The following is an 18,444-nucleotide window of genomic DNA, read 5'->3' on the forward strand; positions in this document are numbered from 1 at the left end:
CGACGACGCCCATGGACGGCACGCCTGCGCCGGTGAGTGATCCCCTGCCGCGACTCGCGGTGGTCGCCAACCCCGAGAACCGCCGGGTCGCCCTCTTCGAGGTGGCCGTGCGGACGGCCGGACTGCCCGCACCGCGGATCGTCTCCTGGGCGGACGTCCTGCGCGCCCGGGGAGCCGACTTCGCCGACGACGAGATCGTCCGGATCGACTCACCCGGGGAGAATCACGAGGTCGACCGCCTGCTGCGGGGCGCCCAGGATCCCACCCGGGTCGAGGGTTCGGCCCGCTGGTACGCGGGATTCGTCGCCGCCGTGCGCAGTCTGCGCGGCGGAGTCCGGCTCACCGACCCGGACGACCTGGCCGTGCTCTTCGACAAACGGCTCTGTCACGGCGTCCTGCGCGCGGCGGGCGTCCCGGTGCCCGCCTCGCCCACCTCGGGCCCGCACGGCACGCCGGTGCGCGGCTGGGACGACGTGCGCGCCGTGATGCGCGAGCACCGGATGCCCCGGCTCTTCGTGAAGCCGGCGCACGGGTCGTCCGCGTCGGGGGTCCTCGCCGTCGAGACGGGCGGCGGCCGCATCAGGGCCACCACCTCCGTCGAACTGACCGCCGACGGCGCCCTGTACAACTCCCTCCGGGTGCGCCGCTACGAACGCGAGCAGGACGTCGCGGCCGTCGTCGACGCGCTCGCCCCGGACGGACTGCACCTGGAACGCTGGCTGCCGAAGGCCTCCCAGCACGGCAGGGCCGCCGACCTCCGGGTCGTCGTCGTGGCCGGCCGCGCCACCCACGCCGTCGTCCGCACCAGCCGCTCGCCCCTGACCAACCTCCACCTCGGGGGCCGGCGCGGCGATCTGGACACCGCCCGTGAGGCCGTCGAGGCGGCGGGCGCCCGCTGGGCCGACGTGCTCGGCGTGTGCGAGCAGGCCGCGGCCTGCTTCCCGCGCACCCTGTGCGTGGGCGTCGACCTGCTGCCGGCCGTCGGCTGGCGCAGGGCCGCGATCGGCGAGGTCAACGCCTTCGGCGACCTGCTGCCCCGGCTCACCGGGCTGCCCGGCGGCGGGGCGGAGGGCCAGGACACGTACGCGGCCCAGGTGGCGGCCGTGCTGCGCGGTCCCGTCCCGCACGGAACAGGAACACCGCATGCCTGACCCCGACATGAACGACGTCGTCGGCAGCCACGACATCCTCCTCGTCACCCTGGACACCCTGCGGTACGACGTGGCCGCCGAGCTGGCCGGGGCGGGCCGCATCCCGCACCTGGCCCGGCGTCTGCCCGGCGGCCGCTGGGAGGAACGGCACGCACCGGGCAGCTTCACCTACGCCTCCCACCAGGCGATCTTCGCCGGCTTCCTGCCCACCCCGGCCGCCCCCGGCCCGCACCCGCGCCTGTTCGCGGCGAGCTTCACGGGCAGCGAGACCACCGCCGGCGGCACGTTCGTCTACGACACCCCGGACCTGGTCTCCGGTCTCGCGCAGGCCGGCTACCGCACCGTCTGCATCGGGGGAGTGGGCTTCTTCAACAAACAGGGGCCGCTCGGCTCGGTACTGCCGGGCCTCTTCCACGAGTCGCACTGGGCACCGGAGTTCGGCGTCACCTCGCCGCACTCCTTCGAGAACCAGATCGCCTGCGCGGAACGCGTCATCGGCGAACTCCCCGCCGAACAGAGGCTGTTCCTCTTCGTGAACGTCTCCGCCCTGCACCAGCCGAACTGGTTCCACCTGCCCGGCGCGACCCGCGAGGCGGGCGACAGCCGTGCGACGCACGCCGCCGCGCTCGAGTACGTGGACCGGCACATCGGACGGCTCTTCGCCGCCGCGAGCAGCAGACGCCGCTGCTTCGCCGTCGTCTGCTCCGACCACGGCACCGCCTACGGCGACGACGGCTACACCGGTCACCGCCTGGGCCACGAGTGCGTGTGGACCGTCCCGTACGCGCACTTCTTCCTCGACGCCGCACCCAGTGACCCCGCACCCAGTGACCCCGCACCCAGTGACCCCGCACCCAGTGACCCCGCACCCCGTCCGACGGAGACCGCCCGATGACCACCGCCGAGCCGGTCACCCGCACCAGCCCGTACCAGCACTACGTCTACGCCTACCCGCACAAGACGGCCTACCGGCCGCTGCCCGGCCGTCCCCTCCTTGCGGATCTGTGGGCCGCCGAGCCCAAGGACGCCCTCTCGCTCTACCTGCACATACCGTTCTGCGAGGTCCGCTGCGGCTTCTGCAACCTCTTCACCCGCGTCGGCGCGCCCGACGGCCTGACCGGCGCCTACCTGGACGCCCTGGAACGGCAGGCGACCGCCGTGCGCGAGGCGCTGGGCGACACCGGCGGCGTCCGGTTCGCCACGGCGGCCTTCGGCGGCGGCACGCCCACCTTCCTCACCGCCGCCGAGCTGGAGCGCCTCTGCGACATCGCCGAGCACCGCATGGGCGCCGACCTGCGCGCCGTCCCGCTCTCCGTCGAGGCCTCGCCCGCGACGGCCACCGCCGACCGGCTCGCCGTCCTTGCGGAGCGCGGCGCCACCCGGCTCAGCCTGGGCGTCCAGAGCTTCGTCGAGACCGAGGCACGGGCCGCCGTACGCCCGCAGCGCCGCGCCGACGTCGAGACCGCCCTCGCCCGCGTCCGCGAGGCCCGCATCCCGGTCCTCAACATCGACCTCATCTACGGCATCGACGGCCAGACCGAGCGCAGCTGGCTGCACTCCCTGGACGCGGCGCTCGCCTGGCGGCCCGAGGAGCTCTACCTCTACCCGCTCTACGTCCGCCCCCTCACCGGCCTCGGCCGGCGCACCACGACGGGCTCGGACCCGGCCTGGGACGCCCAGCGCCTGAGCCTGTACCGCAGCGGCCGCGACCATCTCCTCGCGCACGGTTACACCCAGCAGTCCATGCGGATGTTCCGCCGGGCCGACGCCCCCGCCCAGGGCGCCGACGACTACGCCTGCCAGACCGACGGCATGATCGGCCTCGGCTGCGGCGCGCGCTCCTACACGGCCGCACTGCACTACTCCTTCGACTACGCGGTCGGCATGCACGAGATCCGGGGCATCGTCGACGACTACGTGAGCACGACCGACTTCGCGCACGCCGAGGTCGGTCACCCGATGACCCGCGACGAGTCCCGCCGCCGGCACCTCCTGCAGTCACTCCTGCAGGCCACGGGAGTGGACGTCGACGACTACCGGGCCCGCTTCGGCAGCGCCCCCGCCGAGGACTTCGGCCCGGAGCTCGCCGCGTTCGCCGACCGGGGCTGGCTCACCGGCGACCGCGCACGGCTGCGCCTCACCCCCGAAGGGCTCGCCCACTCCGACGCCGTCGGCCCGGACCTGTTCTCCCCGGCCGTCCGCGCCGCGATGGCCGCCTACGAGCGCAAGTGAGGAGGCCGTCATGGACCTGACCCTGCTCTACCGCGGCCCACTCGCGTCCTGCGACTACGACTGCCCCTACTGCCCGTTCGCCAAGCGGCGTGACAGCACGGCGCAGCTGCGCGCCGACCGGGCCGCCCTCGAACGGTTCGCGCACTGGGCCGCGTCCCGCACCGACGACCGGCTGTCGCTGCTGTTCACGCCGTGGGGGGAGAGCCTGGTCCGCTCCTGGTACCGGCGCACGCTCGCCGACCTCTCCCGCCTCCCGCACATCCGCCGCGTCGCCGTGCAGACCAACCTCAGCTGCCGCACCGAGTGGCTCGCCGACGCCGACCCCGCCACCCTGGCCCTGTGGTGCACCTACCACCCGGGCCAGACGCCCTACGACCGCTTCCTCGCCAAATGCCGCGACCTCGTGGACCGGGGCGTCCGGTTCAGCGTCGGCGTCGTCGGCCTGCCCGAACACCTCGACGCGGCCCGCCGCCTGCGCGCGGACCTGCCCGGGCACGTCTACCTGTGGATCAACGCCGCCGAGGACCACGTCTACGAGGACGCCGAGGCCGACCTGTGGACGGCCCTCGACCCGCTGTTCCCCTACAGCCGCCACCCGCACCGCAGCGCCGGCCTGCCCTGCCGCACCGGAGAGTCCGTGATCTCCGTCGACGGGGACGGCACGGTGCGCCGCTGTCACTTCGTCCGCGCCGAGCTGGGCAACCTCTACGACGGCTCGTACCGCGCCGTGCTGCGCCCGCGCCCCTGCCCGCTGGCCGTGTGCGACTGCCACATCGGCTATGTGCACCTGGAGACGCTTCCGCTGTACGACGTCTTCGCCGGCGGCGTCCTGGAACGGATCCCGGCGGCCGCCCCCGCACACGGCTCCGCCCGCATCACGACGATCGCGATGCGGGCGGAGCCCAACGGCTAGCGGGCGCTACGGGGTGACGTCGGTGACCCTCCAGCGCTGGTTGGCGCCGGAGTTGGCCTGCCACGTCGTCACGGCCGCGCCCTCGTTCGTCGCCTGGCCGCCGACCTCGAGGAGACGTCCGGTGGCCGTGTTGACCAGGGTCCACGTGCCGTCACCGGTGCTCGACATGATCCACTCGGTGGCGGGGTCGCGCTTGCCGGTGTCGGGCTCGGCCACCGGCACGTTGTCGCGGACCGCGAGGCGCTTGCCCTCGGCGGGGTTGGCGAACACGTAGTGCTGACGGGCGCCCTTCTCGCCGTACCGGGCATCCAGCTGCCACTGCTGTGCGACGGCGCCGTTGGCCGAGCCGATGACCAGGTTGGAGCCGTTGGCGGCCACGGTCACGGCCTTGCCGCTCTGCACGCCGGTCAGCGTGTACGAGTGGCCCTTGCTGAACAGGGCGGCGTTCTTGGCGACGCCCGAGACGCCCTTGACGGCGAAGGAGGTCACGGACTGGGCCGGGACGGTGTAGGTGGCCTTGCCGTCGACGACCTTCACCGGGGCCTGCTGCTTCAGCTTGCCGTCGGCGCTGGTCACGGTCGGTGTGACGGTGGCGCCCCGCTTGACGGTGCGGAACTTCGACAGGTCGATGGTGACCGTGCGGGCCGCGGTGGTGGAGTTGACGTGGACGAGGGAGAGGCCCTTGCCGTCCTTGGTCACGGCGGCGGCGCTGGAGGTGTCGTCCACCTTGATCAGCCTGTCGCCGGGCTTGATGAAGTGCGTGAAGTTGCGGGCCGTGTCAAACTTGGTGTTCGTGTAGATCGGGCACGACTTCAGGGTGTCCGCCCTGGTGCAGCTGAACGGGAGCTGGACCTCGCCCCAGTTGCCGCCCTTGGCGGACTCGCCGCCCGGCTTCATGTTGTCGTAGTCCTCGACCGGCTGCCAGAACACCCAGGCGCTGGGCTCCAGTTCGCGCAGGTCGTTCACCATCTGCTGGGCGAGCCCGAGGCCCGGGCGCATGTCGGTGAAGCTCTGCCCGTCGCCCCAGTCGCCCTCGACCTCGCTCATCCACAGCGGCTTGTCGGCGGCCTTGGCGAGGTCGCGGACCGTGGTGCGCTGCCCGGTGCCGTAGGTGTGGACGTTCATCTGGTCCACGAGGTCCTTGGAGGCCTGCGAGTAGGAGTTCCAGTTGGTCGCGAAGATGGACGGGTTGGTCTCGTCCATCGCCGATATCTTCGCCTTGGTCTTCGCCTTCTTCAGCGCGGGCGCCAGTGCGGCGAGCACCTTCTGCTGGAGCGCGGGACCGATGTGGGCGCCCTCCTGGCGGCCCCCGACCGGCAGGCCGTTCGCGTCGAGGCGGGTGCCCCAGTAGCCGGTGTTGGGCTCGTTGAACGGGTCGACGGTGTCGACCTTGATGCCCTCGGCCTTCTCCAGCCGCCTGGTCGCGCCCGCGATGTAGGCGGCGAAGTCGTCGACCGAGTCGGCCTTCAGCTGGTCGGTGTTGGCGTTGAACCCGCCCGAGACGTAACCGCTCTCCGTCATGAACCACGGCGGGGAGTTGCTGAACGTCTCCCAGTGGGTGATGTCCTTCTTGATGCGGTCCACCCACCAGCGCTGGGTGGCGTCGGCGTTCTTGTTCCAGTCCGCCGGGTCGTCCGCGCTCCACCAGTCGGTGTCCTCGCGGGTGGTGCCGGCGGGGGCCTTCCACCAGCCCTCGACAGCGCCGCCCGCGCGCAGGTAGTCCTTCACGTCCGGTGCGTTGCCGCCGCCGATGTTGTAGCGGGCGATGTTCAGCGCGAGGCCGTCGTCGCCGAAGAGCAGCTTGTAGAGCTTCTCGCGGACCGCCGGAGGATAGTCGCCGGTGGCGTTCGCGAACCAGACCAGGCTGGTGCCCCAGCCCTCGAACTTCTGCTGCTGGTACGAAGGGTCCGGCGTCACGGTGACGGCGGCCTCGGCGTGCGCCTGCACGGGGACGCCGAGAAGCGCGGCCCCGGTGGCCAGTGCGGTGAGTGCGGCGGCCCCGAGGGTCCGTTTGCTGCGGGTACGGCGTGCCATCTGTGCTCCCAACTGCGGTGCGGTCGCTGTGGTGGGCCCCTGCCGCCGCGCGGGCGGCAGGGGATGGCCCCCGGCGCGGCACAGTGCCGAGCCGGGGAGTCGTGGGGGGATGCGGTGCGACGAGGCGACGTGCGGCGGGGCCTGACTAGCCCGCGGGCTGTCGCAGGACGGCGACCTCCCGCGGGCCGAGCACGGGGGCGCCGTCGGGGCCGGCGGAGCCGATCAGGATCTCTCCCTCAAGCCCGCTCACCGGCACGGTCGCGTCGGTCCGGTTGACGAGGAACAGGAACCGTTCCCCGGCGCCGCGGCGGACGGTCAGCTCGACCTTGCCCCGCGCGGTTGCGGGCAGCTCACTGCCGACGCCGGCCGGGTCCAGCAGCCTCGGCAGCAGCGACCTGAGGCCGTCGACGCCCAGCCGCGTGGAGACGTACGAGGCGGAGCCGGCGCCCGTGGACCGCCGGGTGACGGCGGGACGGCCGGCGTGCACTCCGGTGCGGTAGTGCGCCAGCACCTCGGTGTCGTCGTCGGTCACGGCGATCCGGTCCGTCCACAGGGTGCCCCAGGTGGAGTCGTCGAGCTCCACGCTCTCCCCGGCGAGCAGCGGGCCGAACTCCTCGATGCGCAGGCCGAGCAGGTCGCGCAGGGCGCCCGGGTAACCGCCGAGCCAGACGTGGTCGTTCTCGTCGACGATCCCGGAGAAGTACGTGGTGACGAGGTGGCCGCCCTGCTCGGCGTACCGGGTGAGCTCCTTGGCGAGCTCGGCGGGGACGACGTGCAGCACGGGCGCGACGAGCACCCGGTGCCGGGAGAGGTCGGCGCGGGTGGTGACGAGGTCGGCGCGGACGCCGAGGGCGAGCAGGGCCGAGTACCAGTCGAGCGCCTCCTGCCGGTAGTCCAGCAGGGCGGTGGGGTGCGAGTCCTGCTCGCTCGCCCACCACGACTCCCAGTCGTAGAGGATGCCGACGGACGCGGGTTCGCGCTCCGAACCGGCCACCGGGGCCAGTGTCTTGAGCTGCGCGCCGAGGTCGGCGACCGCGCGGAAGAGGTCGCTGTCGGCGCCGGCGTGCGGAACCATCGCCGAGTGGTACTTCTCGGCGCCCGCCGCGGACTGCCGCCACTGGAAGAAGCACACCGCGTCGGCGCCGTGTGCCACGTGCAGCAGCGAGTCGCGGGCCAGGTCGCCGGGCCGCTTGGCCACGTTGACGTGCTGCCAGTTGACCGCGCTGGTGGAGTGCTCCATCAGGAACCACGGCCGGCCCCCGGCGATGCCGCTGACGAGGTTCGCGCTGAACGACAGCTCGTCGCGGTCCTGCGGGCCGGGGTGCACGTAGTGGTCGTTGGAGACGAAGTCGATCTCGCTCGCCCAGTCCGGGTAGTTCATGCCCCTGGTGCCGCCCATCACCATGAAGTTGGTGGTGACCGGGATCTCGGGGGTGATCTCCCGCAGGATCTCCCGCTCGGCCACGAGGTGGTCCTTGAGGGCGTCCGAGGAGAACCGCTTGAAGTCGAGCTGCTGGGTCGGGTTGGGGTGCGAGGCGGCCAGCCGGGGCGGCAGGATCTGCTCCCAGTCGCTGTAACGCTGCGACCAGAACGCCGTGCCCCAGGCGTGGTTGAGGGCGTCGAGCGAGCCGTAGCGGGCGCGCAGCCAGACCCGGAAGGCGCGGGCCGCGTCGTCGGAGTAGTCGTAGACGTTGTGGCAGCCGAGCTCGTTGGATACGTGCCAGGCCACCAGCGCCGGGTGGTCCTTGTAGCGGCCGGCGATCTCCCGGACCAGCCGCAGGGCGTGCTCGCGGAAGACCGGCGAGGTGGGCCGCCAGTGCTGGCGCGCCCCCGGCCACAGGGTCTCGCCGTTCGCCGTGACCGGCAGGATCTCGGGGTGGGCGGTGGTCAGCCACGGCGGCGGGGAGGCGGTGGCGGTGGCCAGGTCGACGCCGATCCCGCCGGCGTGCAGCAGGTCCATGACCTCGTCGAGCCAGCCGAAGTCCCAGGTGTCCGGGCCCGGCTGGATGCGGGCCCAGGAGAAGATCCCCACGGAGACGACGGTGACGCCGGCCTCCTGCATCAGCCGGACGTCCTCCTCCCACACGTCCCTGGGCCACTGCTCGGGGTTGTAGTCGGCGCCGTAGGCCAGACGCGGAGCGGGGTCACCGTCCGCCCCGCTCAGCATGCGGGACTGGAGGGTGGAGATCATGGCGGTCCTTCCGAAGGTGGTGCACGGGGGCGGCGCGGCCCGGGTGCCGCGCCGCCCGGCGTTTACTGCTGTGCTGGTGCTGTGCCGACCGCTTCGCGGTCGACTGCTTCGCCGTCTACTTCTGGATGGTGAAGCCCTGCTCCTCGCCGTACTTGACCGAGGCGTCCTGCCAGGCCTTCAGGCCGTCCGCCAGCTTGGTGCCGGAGACGTACGCCTTGCCGACCGTGTCGTTGAAGATCGAGTTGGCGTAGGGCTGGAACGGAAGGTACGACCAGTCGCTCGCCACGTTCGCGGCGGAGTCGGCGAAGATCTTGTTCGCCTCCTGGCCGTCGAAGTAGTCGAACTTCTTGCTCTGGAACGCGGGCGACGCGAGCTCCGCCTTGGTGGCGGGGAAGGCGCCCTCGCTGACACGGCTGGCGACGCCTGCGCCGGCGTTGGCGTACTCGGTGAAGGCGTAGGCGAGTTCCTTGTTCTTGGCCAGCGCCGGGACGGCCAGCGAGCTGCCGCCGTTCTCCGCGCTCGCCTTGTCGCCCTTGGTCCAGGCCGGCATCGGCGCCGCGCGCCACTGGCCCTTGGCGTTCGGGACGCCGGTGCTGAAGTTGGCGGGCATCCAGGCGCCCGTGGCGAGGGTGGCGATGGTGCCGTCGCCAAGGCCCTTGTACCAGTCGTCCGTCCAGCCGTTGACCGGGGCGAGCAGCTTCTCGCTGATCAGCTGCTGCCAGACCGCCTCGTACTTCTTGGCGCCGGCGTCGTCGAAGTTGATGCCGAGCTTGGTGCCGTCGACCTTGTAGGGGCGCGAACCGGCCTGCCACAGCAGGGAGGTGGTCAGGCCCGCGTCACCGAGGTCGCTGGTGATGTAGGCCTTCGGGTCGGCCTTGTGGAGCTTGCGGGCCGCGTCCAGGTACTCGTCCCAGGTGGTGGGGACGGCGATCTTGTACTTGTCGAAGACCGTCTTGTTGTAGAACAGCGCCATCGGACCCGAGTCCATCGGCAGGCCGTAGACCTTGTCGCCGTCGCTGACCGCGTTCCACGGGCCCGGCGTGTACTTCGACGCGAGCTTGTCCGCGCCGTAGGGGGCCAGGTCGGTGAGGCCCTTGGTCAGGGAGTACTGGCCGAGGGCGAAGTACTCGACCTGGGCGACGTCCGGCACGCCCTTGCCGGCCGAGATCGCGTTGGACAGCGCGGTGTAGTGCTTGTCGCCGGAGCGCTCGCTGACCAGGTTGACCTTGACCTTCGGGTACTTCTTCTGGAAGTCCGCGGCCACGGTCTTCAGGGTGGGCTCCCAGGCCCAGACCGTGATGTCGCCGCCCTTGTCCAGCGCTGCCTGGATGTCGCCGGCGGAGACGGCCTTGGTGTCGGATCCGTCGTCCGAGCCGCCGCAGGCGGTGACGCCCAGGGCCAGGGTGGAGACGAGGGCGATGCCGCGCAGTATGCGGCTCGTTGTTCTGCGCATGGGGCTTCCACTTCTTCGTGGGTGGGACAGGTGAGGGTGGGGGTGGTGCTGGTAAGGCTCAAATGGGGGGCTTGAGGGGGCCGTCCACGTCACTCCTTGACGCTTCCGGCGGCGAGGCCGGACTGCCAGTACTTCTGGAGGAACAGGAAGGCGGCGATCAGCGGAAGGATCGTCAGCAGGGACCCCGTGATCACCAGGTTGAAGATCACGTCACCGCCGATGGTCTGCGCCTGGGAGCTCCAGGCGCTCAGGCCCAGCGTCAGCGGGTACCAGTTCGGGTCCTTCAGCATGATCAGCGGGAGGAAGTAGTTGTTCCAGGTGGCGACCGTGGTGAACAGCAGCACGGTCACGATCCCGGGGGCCAGCAGCGGCAGCGCGACCTGGAAGAAGGTCCGCACCTCGCTCGCCCCGTCCATCCGGGCCGCCTCCAGCAGCTCGGTCGGGATCGCCTCGGCGGCGAACACCCACATCAGATAGAGGCCGAACGGCGACACCAGCGACGGGATGATGACCGCCCAGGGGGTGTCGGTCAGCCCCATCTTGCTGAACATCAGGAAGGTGGGCACCGCCAGTGCCGTACCCGGCACGGCCACCGCGCCGATCACCACGGCGAACACGGCGCGCCTGCCGGGGAACTGGAACTTCGCCAGCGCGTACCCGCCGAGCACGGCCAGCAACGTCGCGCCGCCCGCGCCGAGTCCCACGTACAGCAGGGTGTTCAGCAGCCAGCGGCCGAAGATGCCGTCGTGGTAGGTGAAGGTGTCCCGGACGTTGTCCCACAGCGCGAAGTCGCGGGCGAACCACAGGCCGTTGGAGTCGGCCAGGCCGGACTGGGTCTTCGTCGAGTTGATGATCAGCCAGATCAGCGGCACCACGGTGTAGAGGACCATCAGGGCCATCAGCACCGTCAGCAGCACGTTGCGCTTCGGCTTGCCGGGGGTGTGCTTCTTGCGCGGGGTCCGCAGTCGGGGCGCGGCGCTCTTCGCGGGGGAGGCGGCGACAGAGGTGCTCATCGGGTCACGCTTCCTTGCGCATGCCGCGCAGCTGGACGGCGTAGGCGACGACCATCGTGATGACGCCCATGATGATGGCCACCGTCGCGGAGTAGTTGTGCTGCTGGCCGTTGAACGACAGCGAGTACGTGTAGAAGTTCGGCGTGAAGTCCGTCGTGATGGAGTTGAGCGCCAGCGGACGCAGGATGCTCGGCTCGTTGAAGAGCTGGAAGCTGCCGATGATCGAGAAGATCGTGGCGATGACGATCGCTCCCCGGATCGCGGGCAGCTTGATCGAGCGGATGATCCGCCACTGACCGGCGCCGTCGATCTCCGCCGCCTCGTACAGCGAGGTCGGCACGACGCGCAGCGCCGAGTAGAAGATCAGCATGTTGTAGCCGACGAACTCCCAGGTCACGATGTTGCCGATGGACGCGAGCACCCAGCCGGGGGAGAGCAGGTCGGGCAGGGTGACGCCGAACGCGGAGTTGATGTCGCCCACCAGGCCGTACTTGGTGCCGTACATGAAGCCCCACATCAGGGTGGCGACCACGGCGGGCACGGCGTACGGGAGGAAGATCGTAATCCGGAAGAAGCTCTTGCCGTACAGCCGGCCGCTGTCCAGTGCGAGCGCCACCAGCAGGGCGATGCCGAGCATCAGCGGCACCTGCACGGCCAGGAAGAGCGCCACCCGGCCGACCGCGCCCCAGAAGGCGTCGTCCTGCAGGGCCCGCGTGTAGTTGTCCAGGCCGACGAACTGGTTTCCGCCGATGAGCTGGTTGCGGAAGAGGCTGAGGTAGATCGAGTACACGATCGGGGCCAGGAAGACCAGCGCGAACACGGCCACGAACGGACCGAGGAAACCCCACCCGGTCCAGGAGCGGCGGTCCCGTTTCGCCGGAGGCGGTGCCGGCCGCGGCTCGGCGGCCACCGGCGGTTGCAGCGTCGTCATGTAGTTCCTCGCTCGTCCAGTCCTGGAACCGGCGATGGTGCGCGGAGATTTCCGGTCGCCCCATCGCCACCATGATGTTTGCGTAAACATCAGCCACGCAAGGGGGCTGTACAAAGCTGTTATGTTTACGTAAACATCTGATGGCGGCATGTCTACACTGCCCCGATAACGATGGTCAAGGGCCCTCCGGGGAGACCGGGACAGCTGAGCCGACAGAGAGGTGGGCACACGGGGTGAGCATGGCCGAAAGAACACCGGCGAAGGGGTCACGGCGTGTGCGGGCCACGGCCTCCATGGCGGATGTCGCGCGGCTCGCGGGGGTGTCCTCGCAGACGGTGTCCCGGGTCTCCAACGGGTACGCCGGGGTCAACGAGGAGACCCGCCGGCAGGTGCTCGAGGCCATGAGAGAGCTCGGCTACCGGCCCAACAGCGCCGCGCGGGCCCTCAAGCGCGGGGAGTTCCGCACGATAGGCGTCATCACCTTCACGCTGTCCACCACCGGCAACGTGCGCACGCTCGAGGCGATCGCCACCTCCGCGGCCGAGGAGGGCTACGCGGTGACGCTGCTCCCGGTGGCCGTCCCCACCTCCGACGAGGTGCGCGGCGCGTTCTCCCGGCTGGAGGAACTGGCGGTCGACGCGGTGATCGTCATCATGGAGGTGCACCTGCTCGACGCGGCGACCGTCAAACTCCCGCCGCACGTCCAGGTCGTCGTGGTGGACTCCGACGCCGGCGACCACTACACCGTCGTCGACACCGACCAGGCCGGCGGCACCCGCAACGCCGTCCAGCACCTGCTCGACCTCGGTCACCGCACCGTCTGGCACCTCGGCGGACCCGAGGGCTCGTTCGCCGCCCAACGCCGCGCGGACGCCTGGCGCGCCGCTCTCGCCGAGGCGGGCCGTCCGGCCCCGCCGCTGGTCCGCGGCGACTGGTCGGCGGAGTCCGGCTACCGGGCCGGCCTCGAGCTCGCGGCCCGCGAGGAGTGCACGGCCGTCTTCGCGGCCAACGACCAGATGGCCCTGGGTCTGCTCCGCGCCCTGCACGAAGGCGGCCGCCGGGTGCCCGAGGACGTCAGCGTCATCGGTTTCGACGACATCCCCGAAGCGAGTTCCTTCCTGCCCCCGCTCACCACCCTGCACCAGGACTTCGCCGAGGTGGGCCGGCTGTGCGTCCAGGCCGTGCTGCGCAAGATGCGCCCGGACGGCGCCGAGCACGGGACCACGCTGGTGCCGACGCGGCTCGTGCTCCGGCAGAGCACCGCCGCGCCGCCCGGCGCGCACTGACGCCGGCGCCGCCGGCGGGCCCGGGCGCGTGAGCGTGAGCGCGCCGAGCGTGCTGGGTGGGGGTGGCGGGTGGCGCAGGCGGTGCTCGTCCGGGAAGGTGCTCCGGCCCCGCCCGGGGCCGCTCGCGCCGGGCAGGGATGCTCGGCGACCGCGCGCCTGTGTCCGCCCGGGGCCGGTCAGCTCGGGTGCTCGCCCACGGCCCGGGCCGCGGTGCGCCAGGCCGTGGTGACGGCGAGCCGGGCCGCCGTCGTCCCGCGCTCGGTCTCCGCGGGCAGCCGCAGCGGCGCGCCCAGGTGGACGTGGCAGTGCGGGCGCCGGACCGGCGCCGTCAACGTGCCGGCCAACTGCTTGGCGGCCGAGCCGGAGGCGATGCGCCGGGCGCCCGCGTGGCCCACCGGCACGACGAGCGCGCCCGTCGTCTGCGCCAGGCGGGCCAGCCCGGTGCGAAACGGTTCGGGCGCGGTCGCCGCGGCGTCCCTGCGGCGCGGCAGCCCGCCCTCGCCGTACAGGAGCACGTGCCGGCCGCCCGCCAGCGCCTCGGCGGCGGCGTCGAGGGCCAGCGCCGCATGCGCCGTACGACGGTGGACCGGGATGTGTCCCGCCCGCGTCAGCGCCCGGCCGAGCAGCGGTATGCGCCACAGCCCTGCGGTCGCCATGACCACCGGGTCCAGCTCGAACCGGTGCAGGGCGGCCATGACGACGGCGGGGTCGGCCAGGGAGTCGTGGTTGGCCACGAAGATGCTGCCCGCGGGCAGACGCAGCTTGATCTCACTGGTGACGGTGAGCCGCCCGAAGAGCGGCGTCAGGGCGATGACAGCACGGCTGAACACGAGGATGCCTCTCCGTAAGGGCGGTCGGAGCATCAGTGTCCTGGGTCACGGCAGGCCACGCCTGAGTACCGCTACTCAGATCCCCCCGCCGAACGCCTCCCGCACGCACCGGTGTTCACAGCCCGGTCGGGGGCATGCGCAGAACAGCGGCTCCTGGAGGAGCCCCCACCCCGAAAGGACGGACCCCGTGGTCGCCATCGTCTCGGCAGTGCTGTTCTTCGTCGCCTTCCTGATCAACGCGGCGGACATCTCCACCAACGACACCTTCACCTCCACCAACATCATGCTCCTCGGCCTGACCGCGCTGGCCCTCCATGTCGCGGGCATCGGCAGCGGATGGGCGGTGCGCGGCCGCCGACGCTGAGCGCGCGGCCGGCGCCCCGCGTGCGGAAAGCCGGTCCGTACTCGCGGACAGCCCTTGCCACGAGGGAAGATGGGACCGCACGGCAATGGTCGACCGACGTGGAGGAGCGGGCACATGCAGCACGAGCGAGCGGGCCGGACGGCCGGACCCGAGGATCTCGTCGACGTCGCCCGGCTGGTCACCGCGTACTACGCGCTGCACCCGGACCCGGCCGACCCGGCGCAGCGCGTGGCGTTCGGCACCTCGGGCCATCGCGGATCGTCGCTCAACACCGCGTTCAACGAGGACCACATCGCGGCCACCAGCCAGGCCATCTGCGAGTACCGGGCCGCGCAGGGCACCGACGGTCCCCTCTTCCTCGGGGTCGACAGTCACGCCCTGTCCGAGCCGGCCCGGGTCACCGCCCTCGAGGTGTTCGCGGCCAATGGCGTCACCGTGCTCGTCGACGGCGCCGACGGCTACACGCCCACACCCGCCGTCTCGCACGCGATCCTGACCCACAACCGAGGGCGCACCGCCGCCCTCGCCGACGGCGTCGTGGTCACCCCCTCGCACAATCCGCCCGCCGACGGCGGCTTCAAGTACAACCCGCCGAGCGGCGGGCCCGCGGGCTCCGACGCCACCTCCTGGATCCAGGACCGGGCCAACGAGATCATCGTGTCCGGTCTGAAGGACGTCCGGCGCGTCCCCTACGCGCGGGCCCTCGCCGCCCCCACGACGCAGCGGTACGACTTCCTCGGCGCGTACGTCGCCGACCTGCCCGCCGTCCTCGACCTGGACGCGATCCGGGCCGCCGGCGTGCGCATCGGCGCCGACCCGCTGGGCGGGGCCTCGGTGGCCTACTGGGGCAGGATCGCCGAGCAGCACCGCCTCGACCTGACGGTGGTCAACCCGCTGACCGACCCCACCTGGCGGTTCATGACGCTGGACTGGGACGGCAAGATCCGCATGGACTGCTCGTCGCCGTACGCGATGGCCTCCCTCATCGGGCAGCGCGACCGGTTCGACATCGCCACGGGGAACGACGCCGACGCCGACCGGCACGGCGTCGTCACCCCCGACGCGGGCCTGATGAACCCCAACCACTATCTGGCCGCGGCCATCGCCTACCTCTACGCGCACCGCGAGCAGTGGCCCGCGAGCGCGGGCGTCGGCAAGACACTGGTGTCGTCCTCCATGATCGACCGCGTCGCCGGCGACCTCGGACGCCGGCTGGTCGAGGTGCCGGTCGGCTTCAAGTGGTTCGTGGACGGCCTGGTGGACGGCTCGCTCGGCTTCGGCGGCGAGGAGTCGGCGGGAGCGTCCTTCCTGCGCCGCGACGGATCCGTCTGGACGACCGACAAGGACGGCATCATCCTGGCGCTGCTGGCGTCCGAGATCACGGCGGTCACCGGGAAGACCCCCTCCGAGCACTACGCGGCGCTCACCGACCGCTTCGGCGCCCCCGCCTACGCCCGTATCGACGCCCCGGCCACCCGGGAGGAGAAGGCGCTGCTGGGCAGGCTGTCGCCCGCGCAGGTCACCGCCGACACCCTGGCCGGCGAGGCGGTCACCGCCGTGCTCACCGAGGCCCCGGGCAACGGCGCCTCCATCGGCGGCATCAAGGTGACCACCGAGAACGCCTGGTTCGCGGCCCGACCGTCGGGCACCGAGGACGTCTACAAGATCTACGCCGAGTCCTTCCTCGGCCCCGACCACCTGCGCCGGGTCCAGGACGAGGCCAAGGACGTGGTCGACGCGGCACTGGGCGGCTGAGCACCGGCGGAGCGCGCTGACACCGGCGCGGGTCGGCACGGACCGCGCCCGGTGTGCCCGTGCCCTGCCCGCCGACGTCCCGTGGCCGCCGGCGCTCCCAGGGTCCGGCGCGTGCCGCCCGGGCGCGCGCACGGCCCGTCGGCGCTCCCGTGCCCGCCGGTGTTCCGCGGCGGCGGCGGTCCCGCAGGGCCGGGCGGGTGCACCCCCTGCTCGGTTTGCCCGACGGGTCTCGCCCCGCGCCCGCTATCATCCTCTAAAGGTAAAATGTGAGGTTTGCCCGACAGGGCCGTCCTCCCGACGAGCTGCCGTCCCGCCGGAGTGATCATGTCCCGCAAGCGCACCACGGACGACGGCGACGAGCTGCTGGCCAGACTCGGTTCGCTGACCGCCCAGGCGCGTGAGCGCGCGGAGCAGCAACGCTCCCGCGTGGAGCTGGCCCTCGCCCTGCAGCGCGGCATGCTGCCCCGGGACCTCCCCGTCGGCCCCGGATTCCGGCTGGCCGTGCAGTACGCGCCCGCCTGCCACGGACTCAACGTGGGCGGCGACTGGTACGACGCCTTCGCCATGCCGGACGGACGGGTCGGCCTGTCCATCGGCGACGTCCAGGGCCACAACATAGAGGCGACCGCCTTCATGGGCCAGGTCCGGGCCGGACTGCGCGCCCTGGCCTCCGTGACCGGCGAGCCGGGCGAGCTGCTCGCCCGGACCAACGACCTGCTCCTCTCGCTCGGCAGCGAGCTCTTCGCCACCTGCACCTTCATGCGGCTCGATCCCGCCACCGGCGTGCTCGAGAGCGCCCGAGCCGGCCACATCCCGTGCGTGTGGGCCACCGCGGACGGCAAGTCCGGCGTCGCCGAGGACGAGGGCGGACCGCCGCTGGGCGTCCAGGAGGGCTCGGACTATCCCGTCACCCGCTACCGGCTCACCAAGGGCGGAGTGTTCGTCCTGCTCACGGACGGCGTCGTCGAAGGGCCGACGCTGAGCGTCGAGGAGGGCCTCGACCAGGTCGTACGGCTCGCGGGCATAGCCGCCGTCGCGGGCATGGAGGCGGGCTCGCTCGCCGCCGCGGTGATCAGGGGCGCCGAGCGGGTCGGGCACGAGGACGACGCGGCGGTGCTGGTCGTGGGGCACGACGGGCTGGTCGCGCCGGACGTGCCACGCGTACGGCCGTAGGGGCGGTGGGGGCCGCCGCGCTTGCGCCGTAGGGCCACACGGAGGCTCCCGCCTCGCCGAGGGCGCGCAGCCGGTGTCTGATGGCTGCTGTGGTGGGTACCGAGGATCTGCGCCGGCCGGCCGGCTTCGTCGTGCTGACGCTGGCCGTGGCCCTCTGCTACTACGCGGCGGGGCGGCTGGGCCTCATGCGGGAGCTCGTCGTCGAGGGCGCGGTGTTCACCCCCATCTGGCCGCCCACCGGCGTCGCGGTGGCCTGCCTGTTGCTCCTCGGCCTCCGCTGCGCGCCGGGCATCGCCCTCGGGGCCCTGTTGGTCATCATGTCGCTGACCTCGCTACGGCCCGTGGTGATCGGCAATCTGGTGGGCAACACCGCCGCCCCGGTGTGCGCGTACCTCCTGCTGCGCAGGGTGGGCTTCCGCAACGACCTGGCACGGCTGCGCGACGGACTCGCACTGGTGTTCCTGGGGGCGCTCACCGCGATGCTGGTGAGCGCGACCGTGGGCGTCGGTCTCCTGCTGCTCACGGACCGCCTCGGCGCGCACAGCTTCTGGCCCGTCTGGCTGGCCTGGTGGGTCGGCGACGCGATGGGCGTGCTGCTCGTCACCCCCGTGCTGCTGATGCTGTCCGCGATGCGGCTTCCCCTGGACCTGTCGCGCTGGAAGGAGGCCACGGGACTGGCGCTCAGCGCCTGCGTCCTGGTCCCGCTGGCCACGCGCAGTTCTGTCAGCCTCCTGTTCCTGGTCTACCCGCTGCTGATCTGGGCGGCGCTGCGCTTCCAGCTCGCGGGCAGCATGCTGTGCGCCCTGTTCACCTCGGTGCTGGCCACGGTCGCCGCGACGGAAGCCGTCGGGCCCTTCGAGGGGCTGACCCGGATCGAGGTGATGATCAAGCTGCAGGCCTTCAACGGGACGATGGCCCTGACCGCCCTGCTCCTCTCCGCGGTGATCACCGAACAGCGCAACACCCGCCGCTCCGTGGAGCGCGCCTGTCAGGAACTGGTCGAGGTCCTGGAGCACCTCACCGCCGGCGAGGCCCCGCCCGGCCGCCCGGCGAAGGACTCCGAGGACTGACCCCGGCGGCCCGCGTGCCGGCCCCGCCGGGACCGGGCGGCGCCTCGA

15 protein-coding genes are annotated in these 18,444 nt (G+C 72.0%); 9 read left to right on the forward strand and 6 right to left on the reverse strand.

Annotated elements, in window-relative coordinates; translation table 11 throughout:
• Positions 1-11: 11 nt before the first annotated feature.
• From ACH4ZA_RS11835 to ACH4ZA_RS11850, 4 genes are read left to right on the forward strand one after another with little or no spacing between them, the layout of a single operon-like run.
• Positions 12-1,151, forward strand: coding sequence for an STM4014 family protein (locus tag ACH4ZA_RS11835; RefSeq protein ID WP_398429111.1), 1,140 nt, complete (start codon positions 12-14; stop codon positions 1,149-1,151).
• Positions 1,152-1,158: 7 nt separating this feature from the next.
• The gene (locus ACH4ZA_RS11840) at positions 1,159-2,046 is read left to right on the forward strand and encodes an STM4013/SEN3800 family hydrolase (RefSeq protein ID WP_398429290.1); all 888 of its coding nucleotides are present in this window, start codon (positions 1,159-1,161) and stop codon (positions 2,044-2,046) included.
• Positions 2,043-3,383, forward strand: coding sequence for an STM4012 family radical SAM protein (locus ACH4ZA_RS11845; RefSeq protein ID WP_398429112.1), 1,341 nt, complete (start codon positions 2,043-2,045; stop codon positions 3,381-3,383). The genes ACH4ZA_RS11840 and ACH4ZA_RS11845 overlap by 4 nt, the downstream gene beginning before the upstream one ends.
• Before the next feature lie 10 nt (positions 3,384-3,393).
• Positions 3,394-4,296, forward strand: coding sequence for an STM4011 family radical SAM protein (locus ACH4ZA_RS11850; RefSeq protein ID WP_398429113.1), 903 nt, complete (start codon positions 3,394-3,396; stop codon positions 4,294-4,296).
• Between the two features lie 6 nt (positions 4,297-4,302).
• Here the strand turns inward: ACH4ZA_RS11850 and ACH4ZA_RS11855 are convergent, their stop codons facing one another.
• The 5 genes from ACH4ZA_RS11855 to ACH4ZA_RS11875 all read right to left on the reverse strand — a co-directional run bounded on the left by ACH4ZA_RS11855 (position 4,303) and on the right by ACH4ZA_RS11875 (position 11,918).
• Positions 4,303-6,330 carry a glycoside hydrolase gene (locus tag ACH4ZA_RS11855; protein ID WP_398429114.1) on the reverse strand — a complete coding sequence of 676 codons (2,028 nt, stop codon included), beginning with the start codon at positions 6,328-6,330 and terminating at the stop codon, positions 4,303-4,305.
• A 145-nt stretch (positions 6,331-6,475) separates the two neighbouring features.
• Positions 6,476-8,521, reverse strand: a complete 2,046-nt coding sequence (locus ACH4ZA_RS11860; RefSeq protein WP_398429116.1) for a beta-galactosidase — start codon at positions 8,519-8,521, stop codon at positions 6,476-6,478.
• Between the two features lie 115 nt (positions 8,522-8,636).
• A complete protein-coding gene (locus ACH4ZA_RS11865) occupies positions 8,637-9,974 on the reverse strand; it encodes an ABC transporter substrate-binding protein (RefSeq protein ID WP_398429117.1) in 1,338 nt (445 codons plus the stop codon).
• 89 nt (positions 9,975-10,063) lie between these two features.
• Positions 10,064-10,987 (reverse strand): carbohydrate ABC transporter permease, encoded by a 924-nt coding sequence (locus ACH4ZA_RS11870; RefSeq protein ID WP_398429119.1) that lies wholly within the window; start codon positions 10,985-10,987, stop codon positions 10,064-10,066.
• A 4-nt stretch (positions 10,988-10,991) separates the two neighbouring features.
• Positions 10,992-11,918 (reverse strand): carbohydrate ABC transporter permease, encoded by a 927-nt coding sequence (locus ACH4ZA_RS11875; protein ID WP_057576733.1) that lies wholly within the window; start codon positions 11,916-11,918, stop codon positions 10,992-10,994.
• Positions 11,919-12,211: 293 nt separating this feature from the next.
• Here ACH4ZA_RS11875 and ACH4ZA_RS11880 point away from each other — a divergent pair, with 293 nt between their 5' ends.
• Complete coding sequence (locus ACH4ZA_RS11880) at positions 12,212-13,204, forward strand: LacI family DNA-binding transcriptional regulator (protein ID WP_398429120.1); 993 nt, start codon at positions 12,212-12,214, stop codon at positions 13,202-13,204.
• A 176-nt stretch (positions 13,205-13,380) separates the two neighbouring features.
• Here ACH4ZA_RS11880 and ACH4ZA_RS11885 read toward each other — a convergent pair whose 3' ends face one another.
• Complete coding sequence (locus ACH4ZA_RS11885; RefSeq protein ID WP_398429122.1) at positions 13,381-14,034, reverse strand: lysophospholipid acyltransferase family protein; 654 nt, start codon at positions 14,032-14,034, stop codon at positions 13,381-13,383.
• A gap of 187 nt (positions 14,035-14,221) precedes the next feature.
• Here ACH4ZA_RS11885 and ACH4ZA_RS11890 point away from each other — a divergent pair, with 187 nt between their 5' ends.
• The 4 genes from ACH4ZA_RS11890 (at position 14,222) to ACH4ZA_RS11905 (ending at position 18,396) form a co-directional block, all read left to right on the forward strand.
• A complete protein-coding gene (locus tag ACH4ZA_RS11890) occupies positions 14,222-14,398 on the forward strand; it encodes a hypothetical protein (RefSeq protein WP_398429123.1) in 177 nt (58 codons plus the stop codon).
• 114 nt (positions 14,399-14,512) lie between these two features.
• Positions 14,513-16,153 (forward strand): phosphoglucomutase (alpha-D-glucose-1,6-bisphosphate-dependent), encoded by a 1,641-nt coding sequence (gene pgm / locus ACH4ZA_RS11895; protein ID WP_398429124.1) that lies wholly within the window; start codon positions 14,513-14,515, stop codon positions 16,151-16,153.
• 324 nt (positions 16,154-16,477) lie between these two features.
• The gene (locus ACH4ZA_RS11900; protein ID WP_398429292.1) at positions 16,478-17,326 is read left to right on the forward strand and encodes a PP2C family protein-serine/threonine phosphatase; all 849 of its coding nucleotides are present in this window, start codon (positions 16,478-16,480) and stop codon (positions 17,324-17,326) included.
• 89 nt (positions 17,327-17,415) lie between these two features.
• On the forward strand, positions 17,416-18,396 hold the full coding sequence (locus ACH4ZA_RS11905; protein ID WP_398429126.1) for an MASE1 domain-containing protein: 981 nt from the start codon (positions 17,416-17,418) through the stop codon (positions 18,394-18,396).
• The last annotated feature ends 48 nt before the right edge of the window (positions 18,397-18,444 follow it).

The organism is Streptomyces sp. NPDC020597 (assembly GCF_044335095.1).
GTDB lineage: Bacteria > Actinomycetota > Actinomycetes > Streptomycetales > Streptomycetaceae > Streptomyces.